We start from the raw sequence: 20,617 nt of genomic DNA on the forward strand, positions 1-20,617 counted from the left end.
GGCGCCACCTCTCGTGGTTTCACGATGAAAGATGAGAATTTACTATAGTAGATAGATCGGGAATTGCGCCGCCGAGCCCGATCCTGATTCCGGACAGCAGCGCCCTGCCCGAGCTCGCCCCGATGTCGGTGAGTCGGGCGCACTCCGGGACGTCCGCGTCGGCGCCGTGCTCGGCGAGCGCGAGCACCACGTCGTGCGCGGGCGAGATGCACTGCCCGCGCGCGGCCCAGTACAGGAACGCGGCGGCGATCTCGGTGGTGCGGACCGACGCGGCGATCGCGGCCGGCACCTCGCATGCGTGCGTCGACGCGAGGACCAGGAACAGCCCGGCCAGGAGGTCGTCACCGGCCGGGGTGAGGCCCGGTCCTCGGCCGCCGAACCGATCCGCGTAGTCGGCCAGCTGGTCCGTCGTGATCGCCGGGGTCAGGCCGGAGGGCAGCGAGCCGACCCAGGTCGGAGCGTCGAGCGGCAGGCTCCAGGTGCGGCCGGACACGGTTCGGGAGTCGGTCCGGACCTGCTCGCCGGGCCGGCACGGTGGCAGCTGCGCGCACCGAGCATGGAGCGGCCCGGCGGGCACGGACGCGGTGGTGAGTGCGCACAGTCCTCCCGGCATCGCCAGATAGGCCGCCCGGCGGTAGCAGGCGAGCACCCGGCCGACCCCCGGCCGGCGTAGCGCGGCGGAGGCGCCGAGTCCGAGGTCCAGCACCGGGCTCATCTCCGATGCTCAGGTCACCCGGTCGGCCAGGTCGAGCAGCGCGGCGACGAAGCAGTCCTTCGGTGCGGTGGCGACACCCGCGCCCACCTGGCCGATGCCCGAGCTGGCGTGCAGGATTCCGGTGGTGACCTTCGGTGTGATGCCCAGCTCGACCACACGGCGTACATCCACACCGAGCGGAGTGCCGCTGAAGTCCATCGGCGGCAGGGTGAACCGGCTGCTGGTACCGGCACAGACGGCTCGGAAGCTGAGGGTGGCCTCCGCGGCGTCCGCCATCGTTCCACCGAGGAACGCCGCGACGGCCGCCGAACCACCCGCCGCCGGCCCGCCCATCCCGGTGAGCTCCAGTACCGCGCTGTCGCCGATGTCTCGTGCGCTGGTCTCCGGGCCGTAGCCCGAGTAGTAGAGCGCGTCGTTCACCGGCGGCGCGTCGGTGAGGTGCCAGGTCGGCGACCCGGCCAGCTTGATGCCGAACGTCGTGCCGTTGCGCGACATGGTCGTCACGATGCTCGACCCGGTGACCTGCTCGGCCCACAGCTGCAGCGACTTGGCCGCCGCCATCGCGATGTTCAGGAAGAACAGGTGGTTGCCCGACAGGTACTCGCCGAACGGCACGCGTGCACCGTCCGGCAGGCCGGTGATCCAAGGCAGCCAGGTGCGGGTCAGCAGGTTCGTCGCGGCCTGGGTGCGCATGTGCAGGTCGTCGCCCATCGTGATGCCCTGCGCGGCGATGGCCAGTACGTCCAGCGGTCCAGCGTGCTCGAGGATCTGTCGGACGGCGGGGCCGGCGACCTCGGCGAGGAAGCGCAGCCGGGCGATGGCCTCGTCGGTGTCGCGGCCGAACCACGCCACATTGCCGGGACCCTGGTTGATGCCGGAGAACGCGCGCGTTCCGCCTTCGGCGTTCTCCACGACCAACACCGGCTGGCTCGGCCCGAGTGCGCTGGCCATCGGGACGACGGTGTCGTGGTGGTTCGCCGCGTCGAGTGCCACCGCGCCACGGCTCAGCAACCCGTCGGCTTCGGCCACGTCGTCGGCCCATCCCTCGGCGACCACGGCGGCACGCATGGAGCGGCGCAGCGGATCGCAGTGCTCCGGGTAGGGCAGCGGCGGTCCGCAGTGCAGCAGCATGCGGCCTTCGACACCCGGCACCGCCGCGCCGAGTGCGGATACCGTGACCAGCCGGGGGACCCCCTCGTTGAGTCGTCGGACCACCTCGGTGTTGGCGGCGTCGATCGCCTCGGCCGCGCGACCGTAGGTCAGGCACAGCGCGCGTACCGCGGCCAGGTCGCCGTCGGCCGGGATCCGCCAGTCCACCTGCTCGACCGGGCGATCCTGCGCACTGACCGCGTCGGCGAACATGGGCAGCCCGATGTTGACCACCTCGACGTTCTCCGGCAGCGTCAACTGGGTCATCGCTTGTCTCTCCTAGCCCGGTGTGGGGTCGTCAGTTCCGTCTGCCGATCTGCAGGAGCGGCGCGGGGCGCGTCGCTCCCGTCGGGCTCGCGCACGGGGGTGCGGCGCCGGCCCGCTGGACCAGGTTCAAGGACGAACAGGCCTGGCAGCGTGCGCAGCCCGCGACCGCGGTGTCCGCACCGAGCCCCCGGGCGGCCAGGAAGCCGGCCACCTTGCGGTAGATCGGCTCGGTGTACTCCCGCGACGGTGCCGGGACGTGCTCCATGAGGGAGCCGGCCACCGGCCGCAGCGGTACCACGAACGGATAGACGCCGATGTCGACGGCTCGGCGGCACATCTCGACGGTCAGATCGGGGTCCTCGCCCATGCCCAGGATCACGTAGGTCGACACCCGGCCTTCGCCGAACACCTCGACCGCGCGCTCCCAGGTCTGGAAGTAGCGGTCGACCCCGGTGCGGAACTTGCCGGGCGCGACCCTGGCCAGCACCGCCGGGTCGAACGACTCGATGTGCACACCCACGGCGTCGATGCCCATGTCGTGGACCCGATCCAGCACGGTGAGGTCACGCGGCGGCTCGAACTGCACCTCGACCGGAAGCCCGGCGGCCTCCTTCACGGCCTGCCCGCAGCGCGCGACGTACAGGGCGCCCCGGTCGGGCGCGACCGACGAGCCCGTGGTCAGCGTGGCGTCCACCGCGCCGTCCAGCTCCTTCGCCGCGACCGCGACCTCGGCGAGCATCGCCGGTGTCTTCTTGGCGATGGTGGCGCCCGAGGCCAGTGACAGGCCGATCCCGCAGAAGCCGCACTGGTCGGAGTTGCCCCAGTAGTTGCAGGTCTGCACGACGGTGGACGCCAGCGAGTCGAGGTGCAGCAGCGCGATCTGGTGGTAGGGCACGCCGTCCGCGGTGGTGAGGTCATAGAACCGGGGGCGGGAGGTCCCGGACACCGAGGCCACCTTGACCCCGTGGAGATAGATGCCCTGGCTGCCGTCCTCGGCGCGCAGGGCGTAGGGCGAGTCGGCGCTCGGCGGCACGGTCACCGGGACGCCCTCGACCCACAGCATGCCCGAGTCGGACGGACCGGCGCCGCCCTTGCGTGAGGTCTCCAGGGTCGTCTCGATGCGCATCCCGACCGCCTGGAGCTCCATGATCAAGGCGGCGACGTCGGCGGTGTTCGAGCCGGTCGACGACGGGGGCGCGGTGCTCACGACATCGGTCATTCATTTATTATAGTGGTTGCCGCCTACTATCCGATACATCAGTTCAGGTTGCTCGGATGTCAGTGTGGTAACCCGGTGACGGTGAACTCGTCGATGCGCAGCACGAGAGCGCGCTCACCATCGCGTTCCAGCGCGAGCTCGCCACTGCCGTCCAGGGTGCCGACCACCGCCGCGGCCAGGTCACGGGCCTCGAACGCGCCAACGCATTCCGCCTCTCGGCCGGGCGGCACACACAGCAGGAAGCCGTAGCTGGGGAAGCAGTTGAACCAGCGAACCAGCGGTACCCCGAGGGGACAGGGCACGGCGTCGACGTCCACCGTCACGCCGAGGCCGGTCGGCTCCAGCAGCATTGCGAGCGAACCGACCAGGCCCGCCATGCTGATGTCCTTCGCCGCCACCACGAGGCCCTCGTCGGCCAGCGCGGGCAGCAGACGTACGTCCCCGGGGCAGCGGTCGCCCCGCGCGCCGAACGCGGGGAAGAAGGGGAAGTCGGGACGCATCTCCCCGTCGAGGGCCGCCGCCACGACGAGGGACTGGCCCTCGGCGGCGCGGGTGACCGACAGGGCTCTCGGCGTCGTTCCGATCCCGAACGCGGAGATCGCCGGCTCACCGTCATGGATGGTCAGGTGGCCGCCGACGATCGGTACCTGAAAGAGCTCACTCGCCTCACGCATGCCGGCCAGCGCGGCCCTGGCCGTCGCCTCGGTGCCGACCACCGTGTCGACGATGCCCAGCGGTTCGGCGCCCATCGCCGCCAGGTCGTTGACGTTGGTGAGCACCGCGGCGAAACCGGCGCCGCGCGGGTCCGCCCGGACGAACGGCGGGAACATCGCCTCGCCGCAGGCGACCGTGCCGCCGGACAGCACCGCGCCGTCGTCGCCCGGCCCCGCGACCCAGTCGGTGCCCCCGAGTACCTCGCCGACCAGTGCGATGTCGGCCTTGGCGCGCAGACCGGGGTTGGCGAGCACCGAGGCCACGAGGTCGTCGAGGGACGCGGTGTCGACCAGCGTCCGGGGCGCCCGATCAGCCATTGAGCTGCCACCAGAGCGTGACGGCCGGCTCGTCGCCCGCGTTGTGCCAGCTGTACGGGCAGTCGGTGGGGTGGGTCAGCGTGTCACCCGGCTGCACCACGTGCTGTTTGCCCGCCACCTCGACGGTCAGCGTGCCGCCGAGGACCAGCAGCAGCTGCTTGCCTTCCCGTGCCGCAACGAGCCCGCCGCTCGATCCGCCGGGCTCGATGACCGCCTGTACCGCGTCGGATCTCAGTCGTTCTTCGGGCAGGGACAGTGACACCGAGGTCACGCCCCTGGCCTCGGGAGCCCAGTCCCGAGGGGCTGGTGGGCGGCCCGCTGCCCGGACGTGCACCGCGACCGGAGCCGGTCGATCGGCGTCGTCGACGAAGTGCGAGATCGGTCGGCCGAGTGCGCCGACGATCTTGAGCAGGGTGGTGATCGTGGGAACCATGTCGCCGCGCTCCACCTTGTGGATCGCGGCGGCAGAGACGTTCGCGCGCGCGGCGAGCTGCTGCAGGGACAGCCCCTGCTCCTGGCGTACCTCGTGCACCTTCGGGCCGATCGCCCGCACGATCGGCTCCCAGTCCGGCGTGGCTTCGGACGAGTCGCTCTGGGGATCCGGCAGGGTCATCGACGGCTTCTCCGGTGATCAGGTGTATCCATCATTCTAGATGAGATTTCCTATGATAAACGGTCGCCGTCGGATGTGGAGCACGGAGAACGACGTACGGTCACTCCCCGGTGGGCGACCGGCCGTCGGACTCCAGCCACGCCCGGCGATCCGGCTCGGGCACGGCGAGGTAGGCGCGCATCCGTTCACGCGCGTCGTCGGACAGCATGGTGTTCTGGAAACTGTCGCTCTCGATATCGAGGCCTTCGGCGAGTGTGGTGTCCGTTCCCTGGTACACGGCGGTCTTGATGTTGGCGACCGAGGTCGACGGGAGCGCGGCGATCTCCGTTGCGACTCGCGTGGCCCGCTCCACCGCGTCGTCCGCGAGCTCGTGCACCATCCCGAGTCGCAGCGCTTCCACCGGGTCGACGACGCGTCCCCTGAGCACGAGCTCGAGCGCGCGGGCCGGGCCGATGAGCCGGGGGAGCCGCTGGGTGCCGCCACCCCCGGGCATGATGCCCAGTCGCGCCTCGGGAAGGCCGTAGCGGTGATCACCGTTCTGGCCGATCCGGATGTCGCAGGCCAGGGACAGCTCGAAGCCGCCGCCCATGGTGTCGCCGTTCATCGCCGCGATCACCGCCTGGGGAAGCCGGTTGAGTCCGTCGAGCAGCGCGTGATAGCCCCGGCTGACCTCCGCGCTGTCCCGCGCCGCGTCCGGGTCCGAGGCGATCTGCTCCAGCGTCTCGACGCTGAAGTGGGTGATGAACCCGGTCGAACGGCCGTCACCGCACAGCACGATCGCCCGCAGCGAGCGATCGGTGTGCCACGACTCGATGAGCTGCCCCAGCTCCTGGGCCGCTTCGAGGGTGAAGTAGTTCATCTCCGGGTTCGAGTACGTGGCGACGGCAACACCGTCACCGGGTGTCGAGAGCGTCCACATCACCGGTTGAGCTCCTGGGCGAGCGTCGCGGTGGAGAGGCCGCCCTGTTCGCGTCCCCGAAGCTCGGCGTAGGTGACGACGAGCATCGCGGTGCCCAGCACCGCGACCGGAACTCCGACGACGATGCTGAGGACGAACGACAGGACCGAGCCGGAACCCTGGTTGAGAAGCTGCATCACGATGAAGATTCCCCAGAAGACGACGAAGCTGAGCACACCGTAGACGGCCATGCGCCCGAGGGTCGGGAAGAAGCGGGGATTGACGAGTGTGAAGCAGCGTCCGATGCCCTTGCGTTCGAGGGCGACGACCCCGATCCAGCTGCCACCCAGCACCGTCCCGAGATAGATGCCGGGCAGGAAGAACAGGAAGCAGCCGAGCGCGATGAGGAACCCGACGAGCAGCCCCCAGCCGATCGCGGGCCCCGCTCGTCTGCCGGCGAACCGGAGCGCGTCGGGGATCGCGGCGGACTCACCCGCGGCGTTGCGCACGACCAGGTACACCGACGCGACGAAGGTCGGGGCGAGTACCGCGAACATGCAGACCAGGTAGGCCAGGCCGAACAGGATGCTGGAGGCCATCATTCCGGCGAGGCTCGGCGCCTCGGCCGAGGGATCGAACTCGCGGGTCAGCCCACCGCCCGAGGTGTCGTAGCCCATCCCACTGTCACCGAGGCCGGACAGCAGACCGAGTATCGCCACGAGGATCGACAGGACCACCGCCGCGATCACCTGGAGCAGCGCCAGACGGCCGAAGTTCTGGCCGGTCACGCTCATGACACGGCTGAACCAGCCGGAGAAGTCGCCGGGGATCAGCGGATCGTTCGGGGGTGGCGCCCAACCTCCGGGCCCGGCGTACGGCGGGTAGCCCTGGGCCGGCCCGTACCCCTGGGGTGCGCCGTATCCCTGCGGCCGCGGGTAGCTCGGCGGCGACGGATAGCCCGGGGGAGGGGGATAGGCACCTGGATGACCATGGGGTGCCGGGTGACCGGTGGGCGGTGGGTATGCCGGATAACCCGGGCCGAACGGCTGGCCCTGGGGCGGCGGATAGCCCCCGCCGGCGGGCGGTTGGCCCTGGTTCGGGACGTACGGCGGATCCTGGCCGGGCGGATTCGTCATCATCGAACTGTAGTGAGTCGATACTCCGATCGGAATACCGTTGAGTCCGCAAATGATCGAGAGACTCGCGGTGACGACGCGCATCGGGAGATCGGGACAACTTTTCCGAGCCCGCTACCGTCAGACCGGTTATGACTGTCCTGACGATCTCCGAGCCGCTCGTCGTCGACGTCGTCGTGATGAGGGCGACCGGCATGTCCGTCGACTGGGACGGATGGCTCGCGGCCCTCGCTCGTGAGTTCGATGTGCGATGGCTGGCCGCGGTGCCGCGCCCGGCCCCTGCCGACCGGGAGCGGCGCGCCGGGCTGGTCCGGATCGGCCGGGACGAGAGCACCGAGCTCCGTGAGCTGGTCGAGGGGTTCTACCGGGATCACCGCGCCGAGCTGGTGCGGACGGCTCGCGGCCGGTTGTCGAACGTCGAGGACGCGCAGGAAGCGGTCAACGAGGTCATCCGCCGGATACTGACCAATCCGCCCCGCCTGAGCCATTCGGACATGCTCGGTCCGTACCTGCACAAGGCGGTGCGCAACGAAGCGATCGAGCGGCTGCGCCAGTTGATCAGGCGGCGGGAGAACGAGGACGCCCGCGTCGAGGTCACCGCTGAGCTGGTGGACCGCGTGCGGCCGTCCGGGGCCGCGGTGGAGGACACCGTGATCCGCCAGCTCGTGATAGCGAAGGCGCTCGGCCGGCTGCCGGACCGGCAACGAGAGGTGTTCCTGCTGGTTGAGCGCGAGGGGCACACGATGCAGACGGCGGCCGAGGTGATCGGTGTCAGCGCCGGATCGGTCAAGCGCTACCTGCATGAGGCACGGTCGGCGCTGCGTGCGGACGTATCGCTGCGCCAGCTGCGTTCCGTCGCCTGAACAGAGTCCGTACCGCGAGGAGAGTCCCGATGCGTCAGAGTCATGCCCTGTTGTCGATGACCCTCGCGGTGGCGGCGGCCCTCACGATGGCACCGGACGCACACGCCGAGGGTGACCTGGGATGCACCACTCGGACGACGTACAACAACGGGGTCAACGTGCGGAACACGTGCGATCGCCAGATCGCCGTCCGGGTGGTGTGGTCGAACCCCTCGTGGGTGACGGACTGCTGGCGGATCGACCCCTACCTGACGCGCCCCTTTCCGAAACCGAAGCCGACCTCGCAATACCAGGCAACTGAGGCGTGCACACCGCGCGGCTGACCGCCACTCACAGGTCGGCCTCGCACGGTGGATCGGTACCGACACCCAACGGAAGTACCGAGCGCTCGAGCGCGGTGAACGGGCGGTTCTGCGCGGCGCAGATGCGCTCGAACCAGCGTCGAGGTTCCAACGGGATCGTCGTGTCGGAGAACGGCAGGACGAGACTGAGGCGATCGGGGGTCAGCCGGTCGATGTCCTTGCTGCCCAGCAGCCCGATCGGACCGACTCGCGCGCCGTCGGCGTTCCACAGGAAGATCCCGTCGGAACTGGAGATGACCAGTTCGCCTGCCCCGTCGAAGTCGAGAAGGTGGGGTGCGAACAGCGACAGCCGCTGCAGACGGGTCCCGCTGGCCATGTCCCAGAGCTGAATCCGCTGGGTGTCGTCGACGAATGCGAGGTGCTGGCCGTCCGGACTGATGACACAGTCGACAGGCGCCGATGGGGCGGGCCCGTTGCGTCGGGTTTCCATGATCAGACGCGTCACCAGGGCCGCGGCCGGAGCATCCGCCGGTAGCGGACAGGGCCGCCGCTCGGCGGCAGGTGTTGCGGTCCCGACCGGTCCGGGCGGGGGTTCGAGGCGATAGATGTTCTGACCGTCGGCGATGATCGGGACGGGCCGCCCGGACCCATCACGGATCGCACCCAGAGTGTTGAGTGGCCGGAATGGACTCTTGTCCTGGGCGTAGTACGCCGAGGGCGGCAGGAACAGCGGATACTGCCGCCCGTCGCTCAGCGAGTAGATGGTGACGAGGGAGTGCGAGTCGTTCGCCAAGCCGGGCGAGTACGAGCGTAGGTATTCGCGGTCGCCCGACAACGACACGGTGCCCCGAGTGGACTCGACGCAGCTTGTGCCCTCAAGGCCGGGGAAGCTGAGGGCCGGAGTCCCGTCCGATGCCCGGACGATCGAGATCGTGGGATCACAACCGACGACGAGTGTGCCCTGCCGGGCGATCGCGCTGCCCGGTGCCAAACTGCGGAGTTCGGCTCCGCTGGCCACGTCACGGATGACCAATCGGGTGTCCGGGGACTGTGGATCGCCGTAGCGCAGCGCGATACGGGCGGGGTCGTCGGTGAGCCAGGCTTCGCTGACGGTGACGCCAGGGGAGATGCTGATCTGGTGCGGGACACCCTGGTTGGTCCGGAGATCCCAGATATGGACCTGCGGTGGGCCATCGGGTGTGCTGGTGATCCACACCGCCCGCGTGCTGTCGGCTGAGACCGCCGGTGCGGAGGACACGGCGAGTGGTGGCAGGTCGAGGTCGGTCAGGACGTCCGGCCCGGTGTGGTCCGCGACGTTCCAGGACAACAACCGGTTCGACTGGTCGACAGCGAGGACACGGCGACCGTCGGGGGTCAGCACGGGTCTGCCATCGATCGGGAGTTCGGGCGGCTTCCAGTGGTTCGGCGAGGTGCTGAGGGACGTGACCACCGCGTAGCCATTTCCCTGGGGAACCAAGACGGTGTCCGTCTCCGGGCCGGTCACGAGGTGGTCGATGGGTTTGTCCGCGACGTCGGTCAGCACCGCGCCGACGGACATGATGGCCAGGTACGCGCGGCCGAGTGCGGTGCGTGCTTCCGGGCTCGACGGGTCGGCGCGGAAAGCGGCCAGTGCGAGTTGGGCCGCGAAGCTCGGATCCCCTGTCTCCCGGCTCGAGTTGCTGGCCAGGATCCGGGCGTCGACCTGCCGGTTCGCGTCACGCAGCTGCAGGCCGGCGACGACGATGCAGACGACCAGGGCTGCCACCGCGGCCCCGGCCAGGGCCCTGCGTCTGACACCGCGACGTTGGTGGGCCACGCTGGCGCGGACGTAGTCCCGGTACACGCCGGGGATGTCGTCGGGCCGGGTCTCGGTCATCTCCCGAGCGGTGCGCAGGGCACCTCCGGTCAACAGGGCGGCGGACTCCCTGCCCCGGGTGAGCCAGTTCTGGCGGTGCCGCTGTAGTTCCCTGCGCCAGGTGAGGAACTCGCGGTCCTCGGTGAGTCGGGCACGGAACTGCGGCCAGTGATCGATGAGCGCCTGGTGCGCGAGTTCGAGGGACTCGCTGCCGTCGGCGTCGGCGGTGATCACGATCAGGCGTCTCGCGGCGAGCTTCCTGGCCACCGGGCGGAGCGTGGCGGGCAGTGAGCCGAGCTGCCGTGAGGTGCGCAGGAACTGGTCACTCGCCGAGGGCTTGACCAACAGGGTCAGCACCCGCCAGGCGGCCGCGCGTTCCTCGGGTGCGGTGAGCTCGGCCCAGACCTGCTCGGCACGCCGGGCGATGGCGGTGTGGACGCCGCCGAGCTGTTCATAGGTCGAGGCACGCAGGACACCGCCGTCGCGTTGTTCCCACAGCTGCGCCAGCAGCGACTCCAGCAACGGCAGCCGGCCGGGCTCCTCGCCGGTGTCGTCCAGGATGCGGTCGACCAGACCTGGCTCGAAGTACAGCCCGGGTGCGCGCACGCTGGGCGCGACGATCGCCTCGCGCAGCTGCGCCCTTCCCATCGTGCGGAGCACGACGGTGCCTTCGTCGAGCATGTCCGCGAGCGGGCCGGAGGGCAGCTCGATCATGGCGGCCCAGCGCAGCGTGACGAGCACACGCATCCGGCGCCTACCGTCCACGGTGTGTGCCTCGACGAGCTGCGCGAGCATGCGCAGCAACGCCCGGGCGTCCTCGGGCCGGTCCGCTGCCAGCTCTTCGAACTGATCGGCGACCATGACCAGCTCCGCCTCACCCACGCGGGTACGTAGCCGGGACGCCACGGCCGGTAGGTCCCGCTCCAGCTGCTGGCTCAGAGCGGAGGCGTAGGTACCGGCGGACTCCTCGACGAGGGTCGGTTCGAGGACCGGGGCCAGCGCGCCGGCCAGCATTCGGGCGGCCGACGTGGCGCCGACGGTACGGAACTGGCCGATCCGTGCACCGCGCTCACGCAGCCTCGGCAGTACACCGGCATACAGCAGCGACGACTTGCCGACACCGGAACCACCGGTCACCGCGACGACCGGTGACCGCGACAACGCGCACAGGACTCGGTCGATGTCGGCGTCGCGGCCGTGGAAGAACTCGGCGTGATGCTCGTCGAACGGTTCGAGGCCCCGGTACGGGTTGGGCAACAGCGTGGGATCGATGCCGAGCACCTGCTGGATCGGCATGGCGAAAGCGCTCGCCGGGCCGTCCGTGCGGGCCGCGACGGCCATGCCGACGACGGCACGGGACTCGACGTCCCACACCGGGGCTCCGCTGAACCCGTGTACCAGGCGGGGCGATCCAGGCGCCGGCCGTAGCTGCAACCATCCTGAGCCCTGCACATGGAGGAACTGGCCGGTGGCCCACTCGCCGTCCCTCAGATCGGTGGGGAAGCCCAGGACCCGGTATTCACGTCCGGACACGTCGTCGGGTCGCAGCATGGGCGGGACCGTCGCCTCGGACGGAGCCTGGGCCGCCAGCTCGAGCAGCGCGACGTCGCCCGAGCCGTCCTCCCGCATGGGCGACCAGCGGGACACTCGCGCCGTGACCTCTGTACATCTGGTGACCAGCGGAAACGTCAGTGTCAGTGTTCCGGCGGGCGTGCTGCCGGACTCTGGGTCCGCGTCCAGTGCTTCAGCGACGACGTGTGCACAGGTGGCGACCAGGCCGGGCGCGACGATGAAACCGGCGCCGAGAACCTCGCCATCCGGCCGATGGATCCGAACGACGGATACCCCAAGCACCCCACAGCCCCCTCTGGATTCGCCCGACAACATATATCACTGCCGCCTGCGTGCTGGATTCGCCAGCGCAGGCCCGTCGGACCGCGCGGAGGCGGGTGGCTCCGCGCGGTCCGCCCCCCTCAACTCAGCTGGTCAGGCGCGATCGTCGCCTGCCTCAGCGGTGGCACTTCTTCTCACCGGCCGCGAATCCCTCGCGGTACCCGTCCCGGTAGCCGTCGTCGCGGGCGCTCTCCGACTGGAGGCCGCGGTCTCCCCGGCACGACTTCTTGCCGTCGGCGAATCCGTGCCGGTAGCCCTCGCGGTAACCCTTCCGGTAGTCCTTGCCGGCGGGTCGGAGGCTTCCGAGTGCAACGCCGTCCGGGCTCGAGGGCCGCAGCTCGCCGAGCGCGATTCCCTCCGGGGCCGCCGGTGCCGGGACGATCTGGGCCGGCGTTGCGGCGAGCGCCATCGGGGCCGTTGCCACCATCGAGGCGGCGAATGCCGCCGACAGGACCGCTGCGACCCCGAGCTTCTGAATATTACGCATTTCTGTATCCCCTCATCGGTGAACTGAACACTACGACCATAACCTTGTCCGAGGCGAACTGTTCATCGTTCTTTAGTAGGTATCGGCAATAAATAGTTGCATTCTTTTTTTCGGGCACGACAAATGCTGCGAGTGCTTCACGAAAAGCTTGCTCGCAGGCTCGACAATGGTATTGATGAGGTAATCGTCCGGTCGATCCGGATCGCCGTGCAACCGTATATCGGCCGAGGTCAGAGCTTCGTTACACCAGGTCAAGATGCATATCGAGAGGGCGGTTCGACTCAACCCGCGCATGCCGAATCGCGCGTGACCTCGATGGGCACGCGCGACGGGAGACGGTGGCCGTCTACGGTGACGAGTGGTATTCGCTCTCGTGGCGCCCGGAGTCGGCCGGCCCGGTGGCGATCTGTGCGGTCGCCGGAGCGGACGACGTGAAATCGAACGCGGACGGAATTGCCGCCGCAGTTGCGGTGACGCACCATAAGGCGAGAGTCGTGCAGATGTTGATCCGTCGAACGGTCGAGACCATCGGGCACCCACTTCCGCTAGGCGACGCCGGTTCCGGTGCTGGAACCGGCCTCACCTGATCTGACGGGAGAGGTGACGATTTGGTTGTGCCGGCTCAGTCTCGGGCGGTGCTGGACCGGAGTCGCCGGCGTCGACTGGCCGCGCGAGTGTGTCCGAACCGACTGTGCGTCACTACCCTGTTGGGCAGCAGTTCACCGTCAGTTCGTTTTCTGTGTTTAGCGTTCCGTACCTCAGGACGACAGGGGTGGGTATGACATCGGTCGAGGCGGCGGTCAACGACTTCCGGCGCACTACCCGGGCGGACGGGCACTCCCAGAAGACCCGGCACGAGCTGCGCGAGGCATTGCGCGGTGTCGATCTGCTCGATGACCTGCACACCTGGCGGGTGCGCGAGCTGGACGACGACGACGCGGTGTTGATCGATGCCGACGGGCTCGAGAACACCACCTGGAAGCAGGACTATCCGTACCAGGAGCGGATGACCCGCGACGAGTACGAGGACATCAAGCGCACGCTGCAGATCGAGCTGCTCAAGATGCAGTCCTGGGTGAAGGACAGCGGGCAGCGGGTCGCGGTGCTGTTCGAGGGGCGCGACGCCGCGGGCAAGGGCGGCACGATCAAGCGCTTCCTCGAGCACCTCAACCCGCGTGGCGCCCGCGTGGTCGCGCTGGGCAAGCCGACTGAGCTCGAGAGCGGCCAGTGGTATTTCCAGCGCTACATCAGCCAGCTTCCTTCGGCCGGCGAGATCGTCCTGTTCGACCGCTCCTGGTACAACCGCGCCGTCGTGGAGCGTGTGATGGGGTTCTGCGACGAGGACCAGTACCAGGAGTTCATGGCCCAGGTCCCCAGCCTGGAGTCGCTCCTGGTCGACTCGGGACTGAACCTGATCAAGCTGTGGTTCTCGGTGTCGCGGGCCGAGCAGCGCACCCGGTTCACCGTGCGGGTGATCGACCCGCTGCGTCAGTGGAAGCTCAGCCCGGTGGACCTCGGCTCGCTGGACAAGTGGGACGACTACACCAAGGCCAAGAACGCCATGTTCGCCGACACGGACACCTCGGTGGCGCCGTGGACGGTGGTCAAGAGCAACGACAAGAAGCGCGGCAGGGTGAACGCCCTGCGGTGGGTGCTGACCCAGCTGGACTACCCGACCCGCGACCTCGACGCGATCGGCAAGCCGGACCCGCTGATCGTCGGCCCGCCCGCCCAGGTGTACGAGCAGAGCGAGCGGTGACTCTCATGATCACCACCGCCTGAGGGCTGATTTCCCGCCCGGTGACAGCCCTCAGGCGGTGGTGATCATGGGTGTACGTCGATGAGGACCTTGCCGACAGCGCCGTTCTCGCTGGCGCGATGGGCCTCGGCGGTGTCCGCCAGCGGATAGCGGTGCAGCGGCAGGCCCCGCTCGGGTCCGATGGCGAGCGAGCCGTCCTTCAGCGCGGCGTTCACGTCCTCGGCTCCGGCGCGGAGCTTGTCGGTGCCGACCGTGTACAGCACCAGGAACTGGTAACGGGAGTTCAGCCACAGGTTCGGGCCGAACTCGAGGGCGATCGTCCCGGTGCCCCGGTCGTCGCCGTAGACCGCGACGGTGCCGCGCGTGCGCAGCAGCTGGGGGTGAAGGGCCGCGTTGGTCCCCGCCGCGACCTCGACGATCAGGTCGAGCCCGTCGGGCGCGATCTTGCGGACGTCGGCGACGAAGTCGTCCGAGGTGTAGCGCAGGACGTAGTGAGCGCCCGCGCGCCGGGCGAGCTCCGCCTTGTCGTCCGTACTGACCGAGGTCAGGACCGTGGCGCCGGCCCAGCGCGCCAGCTGGATGGTGGCGTTGCCGACCGCGCCGGCACCGCCGGTCACCAGGATCGTCCTGCCCGCGAGCGCACCGGGACCGAGCCGGGTCGGACCGTCCTCGGCGACCGTGAGCGCGCGGTGCGCGGTGAGCGCGGGGATGCCGAGCGCGGCACCCTCGTCGAATCCGACGCCGTCGGGCAGCGCAATGACCTTCTCGACCGGCAGCACCGTGTACTCCTGGGCCGTGCCGGAGGTAGGCGCATGGTAGGCCGCCAGGATCAGCCACACCCGGTCACCGACGCTGAACTCGGAGACTCCCGGACCGACCGCGTCCACGACGCCGGCGCCGTCCTGGTTCGGGACGGTCACCTCGGAACCGCCGTCTCCGGACAGGCCGCCGGTGCGCCGCCTCTTCCAGTCGGTCGGGTTCACCCCCGAGACCGCGACACGGACCCGGACCTGCCCGGCCGCCGGTTCGTCGAGTTCACGTTCGGTCAGGGACAGCACATCGGGGCCGCCGGTGCCGCGATAGGTGATTGCGCGCATGTCACGTCGAACCTGGAGCGATCGAGGTCTATTCCGGGAGCCCGGGCTCCTCAGCCGTCCTCCCACGCCTCCGCGGTGAGCGGGTCGTAGAGCTGCTCGATCTCGTCGCGGTAGCGCTCGGCGATCACCGACCGCTTCATCTTCATCGTCGGGGTCAGCTCACCGGACTCGACGGTCCACAGCGTGTCGAGCAGCGTCCAGTTCTTGACCTGTTCGACCCGGGACAGCGCCGCGTTGCCGGCTCCGATCGAGCGGGCCAGGTCGAGCCGGACGCGTCCGTCGGCGATCGCGTCGGCGAGTGAGTCCGCCGCGATTCCGCGCGACTCACACCAGCTCCGCCAGTTGGTCGGATCCAGCGTGACCAGTGCGACGAGGCAGGGTTTGTCGTCGCCGTGGACGTACACCGAGCCGATCAGATCGGAGCCTCGGGCCAATGCCTGCTCCACGTTGCCCGGCGAGATCGTCTTGCCGGACGCGGTGTTGATGAGTTCCTTCTTGCGGCCGGTGATCCGCAGGTAGCCGTCCTCGTCGACCGTGCCGAGGTCGCCGGTGTGCAACCAGCCGTCGGCGTCGATGGCCTCCTCGGTGGCGTCCGGTCGGTTGAGGTAGCCCGGGGTGATGTTCGGGCCTCTGGCGAGAATCTCGCCGTCGTCCGCGGTCTTGAGCTCGATGCCCGACAGCGCCCGGCCCACCGAGCCGAGGCGCGGTGCGTCGAGTGGGCTCGCGGTGAGCATCGCGCTGGTCTCGGTCATGCCGTAGACCTCGATGATGGTGATCCCGATGCCCGCGAAGAACGCCATCACGTCCGGTGAGAGGACAGCCGCGCCGCTGACCGCGAGCACGACCCGGTCGAGGCCGAGTGCGTGCCGGATCTTCCCGTAGACCAGCCGTTTCATCACCGGGTAGAGCATGCGGTTGGTGAAGCCGGGCGAGCGGTTCTCCAGGCGGGCGGTGCCGACGACCTGCGCGATCGCGATCGCCTTTGCGCCCACCACACGGCGCACCGGGCTCTTCTGCGTGCTCGCGCGTTCCCGGATGCTGCTGTGGATCTTCTCCCAGACCCTCGGCATCCCGAGGAACATGTACGGCCTGGCGACCGGAAGGACCTGCGGCAGCTGTCCGATGTCACGGATGTAGGTCACGGTGAGCACACAGGACAGCGACTGGTAGTGCGAGAAGACCCGTTCGGCCACGTGTGCCAGCGGCAGGTACGACACGGTGGACCAGCCGACCGGCACCGGCGCGCCGGTGCTCTCCTGCAGCTGTCGGTCCACCTCGTCCAGCACCCACAACACCGCTGTGTGGGTGATGATCGTTCCCTTGGGCGGCCCGGTGGTCCCCGAGGTGTACACGATCGTGAGCGGATCCTGCGCCTGAACCTTCTCGCGGGACCTCTCGACCTCCGAAGCGCGCTCGGGTAACTGTGCCTCGGCCGCGGTGATCCACTGCTCGAACCGGACGACACCCTCGGGAAGCGGATCCTGGGGGGCGGTGTCCAGGACCACCAGGTGGCGCAGCTCGGGAAGGTTCTTCCGGATGGACAGCCACAGGGGCAGCTGCGCGGCGTCCACGATGGCGGCGACGGCGCCGGAGTCGCGTGCGACGAACTCGAGCTGTTCGGCTGCCAGGGTGTTGTAGTAGCTGGTCGGGGTCGCGCCGGCCATCAGCGCGCCGATGTCGGCCAACGCGTGCTCGCCCCGGTTGACCATGTGCAGACCGACGACGTCACCGTGGGCGACGCCCAGATCGATGAGCGCCAACGCGATGATCCTGGCGTGCTGCCGGTACTCCGCCCAGCTGACCCGGGTCTCGCCGTCCACGATCGCGACGACGCCGGGGTGCGCCCTGGCGTTGCGCTCGACGAGGTCGAGCAGCGTCTCGCGATAGTGCCGATTTCCCACTGCCGGAACTCCCTTGAGGCTGCCTGGTTACCGGGCAGTATCGGTCGTCTCCGCACATAGTCTCAAGTCACGGGACCGGCCGCTATGTCAGCGAGGTCGCAGCCCCGCCATGATCGTGGCGACCAGGGCGTCGGCGAACTCGACCGTGAGTGGCTGGTCCGGAATGAGGAGCCGGTGGTAGCCGGCACCCCACAGCTGGTCGACGACGACCTCGGGGTCGACGTCGGCCCGGATCTGTCCCCGGCCCTGCGCGATGCCCAGGGTATGGACGGCGAGCGCGCGGCGCGGGGCGGAGTACCGCTCGCGGAAGGCCGCCGCCAGCTCGTGATCGGTCTGTGACTGGCCGATCAGCTCGGCGATCGCTCGCCCGGCCGGACCGTTCAGCACACCGATGAATGCGCGGACCTGGCTGGTCAGGTCGGCCTCGACGTCTCCGGTGTCGGGGAACTCGAGGTCGTGGCTCACCGCGTGGGTGTAGCCGTCGAGCGCCAGCGCCCCCTTGGACGGCCACCACTTGTAGAGCGTCACCTTGCTGGCTCCGGACCTCGCCGCCACCCGCTCGATGGTGAACGCCGACATCCCTTCCTCCATCAGGATCTGCCCGGCCGCCGCGACCACCTCGGCCCGCACCTCGTCCGCCGGTCGCCGGCCGCGGCCTCGCCGTCGAGCCTCACTTCCGTTGTGTCCTACATCACTGGACATCTTATGGACGCTCCGTTCATTTCTTGATTATATGAACGCATCGTACACAACGGAACGACATCGGGGAGGCTCCCAATGACCAACACCCAGACGACCCAGCGCACCGCGATCGTGACCGGCGCGTCCGGCGGTATCGGTCGCGCGGTGGCCGAGCGGCTCGCGGCGGACGGCTTCGCGGTGGTCGTGCACTACGCGGGCAGCGAGCAGCGAGCACGGCAGGCCGTCGAGACCATCACCGAGGCCGGCGGGACCGCGGTGGCCATGCGCGCGGACGTCGCCGACGAGAAGGAGGTCGCCGAGCTGTTCGACCGCACCCGCGAGCGGTTCGGCGGCGTGGACGTCGTCGTGCACACCGCCGGGATCATGCTGCTCGCCCCGCTCGCCGAGGCCGACCTGACCGATGTGGACCGGATGTTGCGCACCAACATCCGGGGGACGCTGGTCGTGGCCCAGCAGGCAGCCCGGCAGCTGCGACAGGGCGGCGCGATCATCACCTTCTCGTCGACCGTGGTGCGGCTGGCCCAGCCCACCTACGCGGCATACGCCGCCAGCAAGGGCGCTGTCGATGCCATGACCCTCGTGCTGGCCCGGGAGCTGCGCGGGCGCGACATCACGGTCAACGCCGTCGCCCCCGGCCCCACCGCGACACCACTGTTCCTCAAAGGCAAGGACGACGCGACCGTCGAGCGTCTGGCGAAGCTCCCGCCGCTGGAGCGTCTCGGCACCGGCGAGGACATCGCCAGGACCGTCGCCTTCCTCGCGGGCCCGGACGGCCGTTGGGTCAACGGCCAGGTGCTGGCCGTCAACGGCGGCATCGCCTGAACTCCTCTTCGATCACCTACTCAGCCAAGGAGAACCGTCATGTCCACAGTCATCCTGATCAGCGGCGCGTCGAGCGGATTCGGCAACCTGAGTGCGCGTGAGCTCGCCGACGCGGGGCACACCGTCTACGCCGGAATGCGCGATCTGGCCGGTCGCAACCGGGACAACGCCGAGCAGGCCACGGCCTACGCGTCCGAACACTCGGTCACGTTGCTGCCCATCGAGCTCGACGTCGCCTCGGAGGACTCGGTCCGCGCCGCCGTCGACCGCGTGTACCGCGAGCAGGGCAGGCTCGACGTACTGGTCCACAACGCGGGCCACATGGTCACCGGGCCCGCCGAGGCATTCACCCCGGACCAGATGGCCGCGCTCTACGACACCAACGTGCTGGGCGCCCAGCGGCTCAACCGGGCGGCCCTGCCGCGCATGCGGGCGGCGGGTGACGGGCTGCTCGTGTGGGTCAGCTCGTCCAGCTCCCGTGGCGGCACGCCGCCCTACCTGGCGCCCTATTTCGCGGCGAAGGCAGGCATGGACGCGTTGGCGGTGTCCTACGCGGGCGAGCTGGCGCGGTGGGGAATCGAGACGTCGATCATCGTGCCGGGCTCCTTCACCAGGGGCACCAACCACTACGCGCACAGTGGCAGCCCGTCCGACACGCAGGTGGTCGCCGAGTACGAGACCCGCTACGCGGGCCTGCTCGACCGCCTCGCCGTCACGATGCAGGAGATCGAGCCGCCGGACGCCGATGTCACCGAGGTGGCGAAGGCGATCGTCGACGTCGTCAACACGGAGAAGGGCCGAAGGCCCTACCGCGTGCACATCGACCCCTCCGACGACGGCGCCTCGGTGGTGTTCGCCGTCGGGGACCGGGTCCGGGCGGAGTTCCTGCGCCGCGTCGGGCTGGAAGACCTGCTGCACCCCGTGGGATGAGCATGACCCCACAACCGCCCCGGCCGACGCCGAGGCGGTTGTGTAGCGAGCTACGAGTCGTCCGTGGTGAGCCGAGCGATCGACCCGGACTCCAACGCCACCCACACGTGCCCCTCCACCCCGATGGCCAGGCCGTGTGGTTCCGAGGACGGGGTCGGCAGCTCGTAGCGGCTGATCTGCCCGTGCGCATCGCGCCTGCCGACCCGGTTGGCGCCCCACTCGGTGAACCAGCAGGCACCTCGGGCGTCGAACGCGAGCGCGTGCGGTCGCGCGTCGCGGTCCGGCAGGGGGAACTCGGTGATGTCGCCGTCGGTCGTGATCCGGCCCAGCTGACCGGCGAGGAGCTCGGTGAACCACAGAGCGCCGTCCGGACCGGACGTGATCCCCACCGCTCCGGAGCCCTCTGTGGGGATCGGGAACACCGTGACGGCACCCTCGGTGGACATCCGGCCGATCTGGTTCGCCTGGTTCAGGGTGAACCACAGCGCCCCGTCCGAGCCCGCGCTGATCATGGCGGGGAAGGTGCCCGAGTCCGGCAGCGGGAACTCGTCGATCGACCCGTCCTGGGTGATCCTGCCGATCTTGTCGGTGTTCATCTCGGTGAACCACACGGCCCCGTCCGGGCCGACGGCGATGCCGTACGGGCCCGCGGCCTCGGTAGGGACCTCGAACGACGCGATGTCCCCGTCGAGGGTGATGCGGCTGATCCGGTTGGCGTGAATCTCGGTGAACCACAGGGCGCCGTCGGGGCCCGCCGTGATGACCGACGGACCGCCCGATGCCGGGTCGAGCCGGTAGGAGCGGTACTGCCCGGCCGAGGTCATCCGACCGATCCGGCCCCCGTGAACCTGGGTGAACCACACAGCCCCGTCCCCGCCGACCGCGACACCGTATGGCCCCTGAGCCTCACCGGGCACGGGGTACTCGACGACCGACACGGACGGCTGCGCGACCACTGACTGACTCCTCGGCGACTTC

Annotated in this window: 19 protein-coding genes; 6 read left to right on the plus strand and 13 right to left on the minus strand. The window is 69.5% G+C overall.

Translation table 11 applies throughout. The features are described from left to right. Positions 1-19 precede the first annotated feature (19 nt). From G406_RS54595 to G406_RS0126960, 7 genes are all read right to left on the minus strand, one after another. Complete coding sequence (locus G406_RS54595) at positions 20-715, minus strand: oxamate carbamoyltransferase subunit AllH family protein (protein ID WP_028936163.1); 696 nt, start codon at positions 713-715, stop codon at positions 20-22. Between the two features lie 9 nt (positions 716-724). Next, a complete protein-coding gene (locus G406_RS0126935) occupies positions 725-2,131 on the minus strand; it encodes a YlbE family protein (RefSeq protein WP_028936164.1) in 1,407 nt (468 codons plus the stop codon). A 31-nt stretch (positions 2,132-2,162) separates the two neighbouring features. Further along, positions 2,163-3,350: an MSMEG_0568 family radical SAM protein gene (locus tag G406_RS0126940; protein WP_028936165.1), complete on the minus strand. Its 1,188-nt coding sequence runs from the start codon at positions 3,348-3,350 to the stop codon at positions 2,163-2,165. 59 nt (positions 3,351-3,409) lie between these two features. Beyond that, positions 3,410-4,381, minus strand: a complete 972-nt coding sequence (locus tag G406_RS50200) for an AIR synthase related protein (RefSeq protein WP_051342729.1) — start codon at positions 4,379-4,381, stop codon at positions 3,410-3,412. Next, a complete protein-coding gene (locus G406_RS0126950; RefSeq protein ID WP_028936166.1) occupies positions 4,374-4,994 on the minus strand; it encodes a helix-turn-helix domain-containing protein in 621 nt (206 codons plus the stop codon). Before G406_RS0126950 ends, G406_RS50200 begins: the two co-directional genes overlap by 8 nt. A 100-nt stretch (positions 4,995-5,094) precedes the next feature. Then, positions 5,095-5,913: an enoyl-CoA hydratase/isomerase family protein gene (locus tag G406_RS50205; protein WP_051342730.1), complete on the minus strand. Its 819-nt coding sequence runs from the start codon at positions 5,911-5,913 to the stop codon at positions 5,095-5,097. Continuing rightward, positions 5,913-7,028, minus strand: coding sequence for a hypothetical protein (locus G406_RS0126960; RefSeq protein WP_156935186.1), 1,116 nt, complete (start codon positions 7,026-7,028; stop codon positions 5,913-5,915). Before G406_RS0126960 ends, G406_RS50205 begins: the two co-directional genes overlap by 1 nt. Before the next feature lie 131 nt (positions 7,029-7,159). Between G406_RS0126960 and G406_RS0126965 the strand changes: the two genes are divergently transcribed. Continuing rightward, complete coding sequence (locus tag G406_RS0126965) at positions 7,160-7,891, plus strand: RNA polymerase sigma factor (RefSeq protein ID WP_028936168.1); 732 nt, start codon at positions 7,160-7,162, stop codon at positions 7,889-7,891. A gap of 29 nt (positions 7,892-7,920) precedes the next feature. Continuing rightward, complete coding sequence (locus G406_RS0126970; RefSeq protein ID WP_156935187.1) at positions 7,921-8,214, plus strand: hypothetical protein; 294 nt, start codon at positions 7,921-7,923, stop codon at positions 8,212-8,214. Between the two features lie 7 nt (positions 8,215-8,221). Here G406_RS0126970 and G406_RS0126975 read toward each other — a convergent pair whose 3' ends face one another. Then, positions 8,222-11,902, minus strand: a complete 3,681-nt coding sequence (locus tag G406_RS0126975) for a serine protease (RefSeq protein WP_028936170.1) — start codon at positions 11,900-11,902, stop codon at positions 8,222-8,224. Positions 11,903-12,056: 154 nt separating this feature from the next. Continuing rightward, positions 12,057-12,428: a FliH/SctL family protein gene (locus tag G406_RS0126980; RefSeq protein ID WP_028936171.1), complete on the minus strand. Its 372-nt coding sequence runs from the start codon at positions 12,426-12,428 to the stop codon at positions 12,057-12,059. A 338-nt stretch (positions 12,429-12,766) separates the two neighbouring features. Here G406_RS0126980 and G406_RS0126985 point away from each other — a divergent pair, with 338 nt between their 5' ends. Then, positions 12,767-13,015: a hypothetical protein gene (locus G406_RS0126985; protein WP_028936172.1), complete on the plus strand. Its 249-nt coding sequence runs from the start codon at positions 12,767-12,769 to the stop codon at positions 13,013-13,015. Between the two features lie 191 nt (positions 13,016-13,206). Next, complete coding sequence (gene ppk2, locus G406_RS50210) at positions 13,207-14,187, plus strand: polyphosphate kinase 2 (RefSeq protein ID WP_084216402.1); 981 nt, start codon at positions 13,207-13,209, stop codon at positions 14,185-14,187. A 65-nt stretch (positions 14,188-14,252) separates the two neighbouring features. Here the strand turns inward: ppk2 and G406_RS0126995 are convergent, their stop codons facing one another. The 3 genes from G406_RS0126995 to G406_RS0127005 form a co-directional block, all read right to left on the minus strand. After that, positions 14,253-15,284, minus strand: coding sequence for an NADPH:quinone reductase (locus tag G406_RS0126995; RefSeq protein ID WP_028936173.1), 1,032 nt, complete (start codon positions 15,282-15,284; stop codon positions 14,253-14,255). Positions 15,285-15,334: 50 nt separating this feature from the next. Then, positions 15,335-17,185, minus strand: a complete 1,851-nt coding sequence (locus tag G406_RS50215; protein WP_051342731.1) for an AMP-dependent synthetase/ligase — start codon at positions 17,183-17,185, stop codon at positions 15,335-15,337. An 87-nt stretch (positions 17,186-17,272) separates the two neighbouring features. Beyond that, complete coding sequence (locus tag G406_RS0127005) at positions 17,273-17,887, minus strand: TetR/AcrR family transcriptional regulator (RefSeq protein WP_037078489.1); 615 nt, start codon at positions 17,885-17,887, stop codon at positions 17,273-17,275. 75 nt (positions 17,888-17,962) lie between these two features. Between G406_RS0127005 and G406_RS0127010 the strand changes: the two genes are divergently transcribed. After that, entirely contained in the window at positions 17,963-18,709 is a 747-nt protein-coding gene (locus G406_RS0127010; protein WP_028936175.1) for an SDR family oxidoreductase, read from the plus strand. Between the two features lie 39 nt (positions 18,710-18,748). Continuing rightward, the gene (locus tag G406_RS0127015) at positions 18,749-19,639 is read left to right on the plus strand and encodes an SDR family oxidoreductase (protein ID WP_028936176.1); all 891 of its coding nucleotides are present in this window, start codon (positions 18,749-18,751) and stop codon (positions 19,637-19,639) included. 50 nt (positions 19,640-19,689) lie between these two features. Here the strand turns inward: G406_RS0127015 and G406_RS0127020 are convergent, their stop codons facing one another. Next, positions 19,690-20,595: a Vgb family protein gene (locus tag G406_RS0127020; RefSeq protein WP_037078492.1), complete on the minus strand. Its 906-nt coding sequence runs from the start codon at positions 20,593-20,595 to the stop codon at positions 19,690-19,692. Between the last annotated feature and the right edge of the window lie 22 nt (positions 20,596-20,617).

Source organism: Actinospineispora spinosispora DSM 44797, from assembly GCF_000429025.1.
GTDB classification, from domain to species: domain Bacteria; phylum Actinomycetota; class Actinomycetes; order Mycobacteriales; family Pseudonocardiaceae; genus Pseudonocardia; species Pseudonocardia spinosispora.

Excerpts from the sequence above, each read along its gene's own strand:
- G406_RS0126960 (WP_156935186.1), bottom strand. The coding sequence starts at position 7,028 with ATGACGAATCCGCCCGGCCAGGATCCGCCGTACGTCCCGAACCAGGGC.
- G406_RS50200 (WP_051342729.1), bottom strand. The coding sequence starts at position 4,381 with ATGGCTGATCGGGCGCCCCGGACGCTGGTCGACACCGCGTCCCTCGAC.
- G406_RS0126940 (WP_028936165.1), bottom strand. The coding sequence starts at position 3,350 with ATGACCGATGTCGTGAGCACCGCGCCCCCGTCGTCGACCGGCTCGAAC.
- G406_RS0127005 (WP_037078489.1), bottom strand. The coding sequence starts at position 17,887 with ATGTCCAGTGATGTAGGACACAACGGAAGTGAGGCTCGACGGCGAGGC.
- G406_RS0126970 (WP_156935187.1), top strand. The coding sequence starts at position 7,921 with ATGCGTCAGAGTCATGCCCTGTTGTCGATGACCCTCGCGGTGGCGGCG.
- G406_RS0126995 (WP_028936173.1), bottom strand. The coding sequence starts at position 15,284 with ATGCGCGCAATCACCTATCGCGGCACCGGCGGCCCCGATGTGCTGTCC.
- G406_RS0126935 (WP_028936164.1), bottom strand. The coding sequence starts at position 2,131 with ATGACCCAGTTGACGCTGCCGGAGAACGTCGAGGTGGTCAACATCGGG.
- G406_RS0126950 (WP_028936166.1), bottom strand. The coding sequence starts at position 4,994 with ATGACCCTGCCGGATCCCCAGAGCGACTCGTCCGAAGCCACGCCGGAC.
- G406_RS50205 (WP_051342730.1), bottom strand. The coding sequence starts at position 5,913 with ATGTGGACGCTCTCGACACCCGGTGACGGTGTTGCCGTCGCCACGTAC.
- G406_RS0127010 (WP_028936175.1), top strand. The coding sequence starts at position 17,963 with ATGACCAACACCCAGACGACCCAGCGCACCGCGATCGTGACCGGCGCG.
- G406_RS0127015 (WP_028936176.1), top strand. The coding sequence starts at position 18,749 with ATGTCCACAGTCATCCTGATCAGCGGCGCGTCGAGCGGATTCGGCAAC.
- G406_RS0126980 (WP_028936171.1), bottom strand. The coding sequence starts at position 12,428 with ATGCGTAATATTCAGAAGCTCGGGGTCGCAGCGGTCCTGTCGGCGGCA.
- G406_RS54595 (WP_028936163.1), bottom strand. The coding sequence starts at position 715 with ATGAGCCCGGTGCTGGACCTCGGACTCGGCGCCTCCGCCGCGCTACGC.
- ppk2 (WP_084216402.1), top strand. The coding sequence starts at position 13,207 with ATGACATCGGTCGAGGCGGCGGTCAACGACTTCCGGCGCACTACCCGG.
- G406_RS0126965 (WP_028936168.1), top strand. The coding sequence starts at position 7,160 with ATGACTGTCCTGACGATCTCCGAGCCGCTCGTCGTCGACGTCGTCGTG.